Annotated in this window: 5 protein-coding genes and 2 pseudogenes; 4 read left to right on the top strand and 3 right to left on the bottom strand. The window is 55.2% G+C overall.

The annotated features are described in order from the left end of the window. From ASE82_RS19305 to ASE82_RS05665, 3 genes and pseudogenes are all read left to right on the top strand, one after another. Window positions 1-114 (top strand): annotated as a pseudogene (locus ASE82_RS19305) (IS481 family transposase); the annotation flags it as partial. 1005 nt (window positions 115-1119) lie between these two features. Next, window positions 1120-1563, top strand: a complete 444-nt coding sequence (locus ASE82_RS05670; RefSeq protein WP_056060106.1) for a globin domain-containing protein — start codon at window positions 1120-1122, stop codon at window positions 1561-1563. Next, entirely contained in the window at window positions 1563-1985 is a 423-nt protein-coding gene (locus ASE82_RS05665; RefSeq protein ID WP_082441334.1) for a DUF1971 domain-containing protein, read from the top strand. Before ASE82_RS05670 ends, ASE82_RS05665 begins: the two co-directional genes overlap by 1 nt. Window positions 1986-2153: 168 nt before the next feature. On the opposite strand, the gene ASE82_RS05660 is transcribed toward ASE82_RS05665, so the two are convergent. Together ASE82_RS05660 and ASE82_RS05655 are read right to left on the bottom strand one after the other, a co-directional pair. After that, window positions 2154-2387, bottom strand: a complete 234-nt coding sequence (locus ASE82_RS05660; RefSeq protein ID WP_200874011.1) for a hypothetical protein — start codon at window positions 2385-2387, stop codon at window positions 2154-2156. A gap of 162 nt (window positions 2388-2549) precedes the next feature. Then, window positions 2550-2990 (bottom strand): CBS domain-containing protein, encoded by a 441-nt coding sequence (locus ASE82_RS05655; RefSeq protein WP_031439745.1) that lies wholly within the window; start codon window positions 2988-2990, stop codon window positions 2550-2552. A 377-nt stretch (window positions 2991-3367) separates the two neighbouring features. Between ASE82_RS05655 and ASE82_RS19300 the strand changes: the two genes are divergently transcribed. Continuing rightward, complete coding sequence (locus tag ASE82_RS19300) at window positions 3368-3652, top strand: hypothetical protein (protein ID WP_152555408.1); 285 nt, start codon at window positions 3368-3370, stop codon at window positions 3650-3652. Here the strand turns inward: ASE82_RS19300 and ASE82_RS19295 are convergent. Continuing rightward, window positions 3649-3762 (bottom strand): annotated as a pseudogene (locus tag ASE82_RS19295) (IS481 family transposase); the annotation flags it as partial. The gene ASE82_RS19300 and the pseudogene ASE82_RS19295 sit on opposite strands and share 4 nt — an antisense overlap.

Below are 3762 nucleotides of genomic sequence, written 5' to 3'. Positions count from 1 at the left end.
ATGAAGACGCTCAGCGGCCTTACACCCTACGAATACATCGCCAAGATCTGGACGTCAGAGCCGGACAGGTTCATCGTCGATCCGATCCACCATATGCTGGGACTAAACACCTAGGTAGTATCCGGGTCCTCCTCAGGCAGAGCATTCGCGTCATTGTCCGTCAGTTTCTCGGAACATGGTATGAAGCCACTTTAGGAGGAGCGTGGCTGACAAAATGGCAATCCAAGGGACTAAAGGGTCCGTTTGTTCGGCTGAGCCCACCTGAGCGACCCAAATCGCGATCAACAGCGCAATCAAAGCGATAGCTGTTAACAACATCTTGCCAGCTTTCGCTTCTGCTCGCCAGAGTAAATCTGAAAGCAGAGCTATGGTTAGAGAAAGCAAAATAGCGATAACGCTTATAATTAGAAACCTCCTATTTTACTTAGCAGAACGAGTTAAATCTATATCTAATAGTAAACCTCGTTGCATAATAGAATCTGATAAAACTATTGGCCTTTCATCGACCATCCGAACTGTGGCTTGATATTACTCCATTGTCGTCATGTGCAACGCTCTCATCATCGGTACTATGAAAGCCTCATGTAGCCAGCACGCAAGCGATCCTGACCTTTCCTGCAACAGCCTGGCGATATCTTGGAACGTACCTAGCGATGCTACGGCCGGCAGACAGCCGGTGTCCCGGCGCATCCTCTCCCCAACGACAGCCCTGCTGAGCTTGTCGGCCAACCGTAGCACCTCAGAGTAACGGGAGCTGAACGCCTTCAGTAGCTAATTTTAGGTGAGATTTGGGGAGTGCTCAAATCGCTTGCACGATTGTATCGCGATGCGATATATTAGCAACAGGTCGCAAGGAGGATAAGCGCCAAACGAATCCTCTATGGTAACTCTTGAGCGCCGACTCAGCTTCGACAGGCGCCGCGCACGTCTCCCGCTTCGAGGAAACTCCGTGCATGCCGCTTGGCTTATGCCTCATGCCACAACCGGAGTGCCAACCACATGGTCGAATTTGCTGATCGAACGATGCGCTCCAACGAGGTAGCGCCTTTTCAGGTGCAGCGTTTTTATACAAACGCGTCCTTTAGTTACGACACATGACGACAACCTCAGGAGTAAATCATGACTAAGTCGCTTTCGCGCGAGACTATAATCGTCATCAAGTCGACTGCGCCGGCGCTCCAGCAGCACGGGGTCGAAATCACAACGCGCATGTACGAACGCTTGTTCGTCGATCCAGAAATCAAGGCGCTATTCGACTTAGCGGCCCAGAAATCGGGCGAGCAGCCAAAGCGGCTGGCTGCTACCATCCTCGCTTTTGCGCAGAACGCCGACAAGCTGGATGCGTTGAAGCCCGCTATCGAGCGCATCGCTGCTCGCCACATCGCCACCCATATTAGGCCGGAACACTATCCCGCGGTTGCAAACGCGCTGCTCCCGGCGATTGAGGATGTGCTGGGTGATGCGGTAGACGAGAGGGTTCTAGCTGCATGGGGCGAAGCCTACTGGTTTCTCGCTGAAGTCCTGATATCGCGCGAGAAGACGCTGTATGCCGAGGCGGCGTGATGGACATCAACACGCCTTCTGACAGCCCGAACGAGCTTCCTGAGGGTTTGGTTTTGTACCGACAGACCGACATCTTCACCGAATCCTCTGTTCCTGCCGGGCTACTCAGGGACCATTGCACCAAGGCCGGCGTCTGGGGTCTGATACAAGTCGCAGAGGGTCGTTTGCGCTACCACGTAACAGACCAGAGGCGGACCGGTGCCGTGAGCATCCTTGCGCCGGATTGCGCACCAGGCGTTGTCGAGCCAACCATCCTTCACTGCGTCGAACCGCTGGGACCCGTCCGCTTTCTCGTCCAGTTTTACCGAGACTCACCCGAGCCAATCCCGTTGTGCCGCCACGAGGAAATGGCACGACGAGAGAACGAACATCGGGCAGCAGTTGCGGCGTCGCCGGATCGGCTCGCCGACGGACAGAGTTAGGATGATGCACTCGGAATCCGGCTCGCGCTTATTTCCCGAGTAAAGGCAGGCGGTGGCCTGGTAATGGGGCGCTATCAACGTAAGCCGACATCGCGTCTGATAAGCGTCCGAGCCATTACGGAAGGTTTTTCTCAGCGAACACAACGGTTTTATAAGATTGCGCAGGATTCATTTCGGCTGCGCTGATCGGAAATGGACGGCCCGACCGACGAGGTCGGTCATGTGATCGGCTGCCCTAATCGTTAGAGGATGATGCGTGAAGCCGGGCCGGGGAGAGATGTAATCCGCCATCTCCCGCGCCACCTGGAGCTGCCGATCGGAGCCTTCCGCCAGTACAGCAATTATCAGGTTCTCAAGCGCGATGACGCGTATGCGAAGCTGAACAAGTTCGGCGTTGGTCATGTCGGGGACCTCCGCGTGAGTTCCATGGGCGGATGCGAGCGCACCACCCTCATTGTCCCACCTCGACAGTGCTCGCTGGCCAAGCTCGGTCGGGGCCAGGAGTGGATCAGGGTCAGGCATCGGGATTTCCTCAAAGGCGTGGTTTGGTAGCGCGGGCATTCATCATCGGTAGCCGACGCCCTTCACGTAATCGGCCAACTGCGCTTCTTCATATTCGGCATCACCCAGCAGTACGCGGAGAATGGCTCGCGCAGTAAGTACACCTATGGGTCGGTTATCTGCGGCCACGACGGGGATATTCTTCAGATGTCGCTCTTTCATCAGCTTGGAAACGTCCTGTAGAAGATCCGCCTCCCGACACAGCGCAACATCGCGCGTCATAACCGTCGAAACTGGGCACATGCAGGTTGCGCCCTGACAGACGCTGATTTGCCGGACGACATCGGTTTTGGTGACGACACCTTGTATGGCCCCCGCGCTGTCGCATACGATCACGAGATCAGTCCCGGAGGACAAGAGTTTGGCGGCTTCGATCAGCCGCGCATCATCGGTGATCGTCACGAGCTTTTCGCGCGCCACCTCCAACATTCCTTCAACGAACATCGTCTTGCCCTCCTCCTCGCGCCGACATGCGCGCTAAACGTCGTTCTGTCGCCTGTAGAGATAGGGAACCGAGGGACGCTACAAACGAGCGGACGTGAGGCTGCCGCGCCCTCCACGCTTTTCGGGAGACTTTTGGCTATCAAACCGCGGTTCAGACGCAACAACGAACTAGGGTTGACCAGAGATGACGTTGTTGTCATCTAAATAGCATGTACGCTTTCGCGCCATATTCGCGTTTCCGCGACCACGCAGGCCAACTCGCCGCACGCCTGTAGCCCGAGCTCGGCGGCATGCCGATCGGGTTCGGGCCTTATTCGATCTGATTTTCACGGACGCGCTCGGCGCGACCGTGTTCTCGAGTATGCGGATAACCAAAAATGGCTGATGTTGATTTCACGGCGATTGATCGCCGTTCGGAGCCTATTGCTTCACAGGACGCGGACAACCTGACTAGACGTGTGTTGGTATCCAGACCTGAGAGTTTTTTCTCCCTTCGATTTCACATGCAAGTTGAAGAGGAAGAAGCCGAGAATTTACCATGCCGTCCATCACGGAGCCGCCAACGCGGGCTACATCGCTTTATCGACTTAAACTTGCTGTTATTGATCCTGTTTATTGGCATTCCGATCTTGGTGTACTGCATTCTTTCAACCGTTACCTAGGTGTTTAGTCCCAGCATATGGTGGATCGGATCGACGATGAACCTGTCCGGCTCTGACGTCCAGATCTTGGCGATGTATTCGTAGGGTGTAAGGTATTCGTAGGGTGTAAG

It is taken from the genome of Sphingomonas sp. Leaf230 (genome assembly GCF_001421745.1).
GTDB lineage: Bacteria > Pseudomonadota > Alphaproteobacteria > Sphingomonadales > Sphingomonadaceae > Sphingomonas.
The sequence above is the reverse complement of the archived record's forward strand: the minus strand, read 5'-3'. Positions and strand labels throughout refer to the sequence as shown.

Excerpts from the sequence above, each read along its gene's own strand:
- ASE82_RS05655 (WP_031439745.1), bottom strand. The coding sequence starts at position 2,990 with ATGTTCGTTGAAGGAATGTTGGAGGTGGCGCGCGAAAAGCTCGTGACG.
- ASE82_RS05660 (WP_200874011.1), bottom strand. The coding sequence starts at position 2,387 with ATGACCAACGCCGAACTTGTTCAGCTTCGCATACGCGTCATCGCGCTT.
- ASE82_RS05665 (WP_082441334.1), top strand. The coding sequence starts at position 1,563 with ATGGACATCAACACGCCTTCTGACAGCCCGAACGAGCTTCCTGAGGGT.
- ASE82_RS05670 (WP_056060106.1), top strand. The coding sequence starts at position 1,120 with ATGACTAAGTCGCTTTCGCGCGAGACTATAATCGTCATCAAGTCGACT.
- ASE82_RS19300 (WP_152555408.1), top strand. The coding sequence starts at position 3,368 with ATGGCTGATGTTGATTTCACGGCGATTGATCGCCGTTCGGAGCCTATT.